General features: G+C 50.7%; 1 protein-coding gene. It reads right to left on the reverse strand.

Annotation, left to right across the window (positions count from 1 at the left end; all coding sequences use genetic code 11):
- Positions 1 to 27: 27 nt before the first annotated feature.
- The coding region (locus ONV78_RS31820) for an IS630 family transposase (RefSeq protein WP_279508611.1) at positions 28 to 957 on the reverse strand (930 nt) is incomplete at its 5' end.

A 957-nucleotide genomic window follows, 5' to 3' on the forward strand; every position in this document is an offset into this window, starting at 1 on the left:
ACTAACCCGTAAATAAGTATCCGATCACTAAGCCATAATATATTTAAGTTCTGGATGCCTAAATAAACTTTGAATCAATGATGGCATTCTTTTCATGCTCCGAAGGATTTTTAAAGCCATCTTTCTTAATTGGTCTGGACCTGCAATCTTCATCTTTCCCAGTCGCTGATGTTTCAAGTAGCTCCACACGGACTCATCTGGATTGAGTTCAGGGGAGTAAGGCGGCAGGAAGAATAGCTGCAACCTGCCTTCCTGGGTGGCGAGATATTCCTTTACCTTCCTGGCTTGATGGGCTGGGTGTCCATCGACGATTAGAAAGACTGGTCGTTCAGACTTATACGTCAAGTCCTCTAAAAATCCGATAAAGCTCTCCGCGTTGAGCTTGCCTTCTATCACCTTGAAATGAAACTCGCCTCTGGCCGACACTGCGGAAATTAGGTTAAGCCCAAAGCGCGCCCCTGTCGTCCTCACTTCCGGAGTCAACCCTTTGATCGACCACGTCGTTCCGCTGTGATAGTCCGAACGAATGCTCGCCTCGTCCGCGAAGAGGATCTCCGCGTTCGCTGCTTTCGCCAACTGGCGAATGCGTGGGTATTCTTCTTGTTTCCAGCGAGCAACCCTATCTGGATCTTGCTGGTAAGCGCGAAAAAGCGGCTTCTGCGGCGTTAGCCCCATTGCCCTCAGGAGTCGTCCCACCGATACATCAGACAGGCTAACCCGAAATTTCCGCTTGATCAGGTCCCGCACCAGTCCGCGAGTCCACAATGCATATTCAAACTTAAACTGCTGTGGCTGATATCCCACCACCCAGGTATAGATCTGGCGTAGCTGTCGACCATTTAATTTGCGGGGACGGCCATATAGGCGTTTCGCTTTAAGTGCGTCATAGCCGCCTTCCCGATAGGCCGCCAGCCATTCATAAATACGCGGCCGGCTGAAGCCTAGCGCCCGTATAAC

Origin of the sequence: Hahella sp. CR1, assembly GCF_029813005.1 — a bacterium.
Lineage (GTDB): Bacteria > Pseudomonadota > Gammaproteobacteria > Pseudomonadales > Oleiphilaceae > Hahella.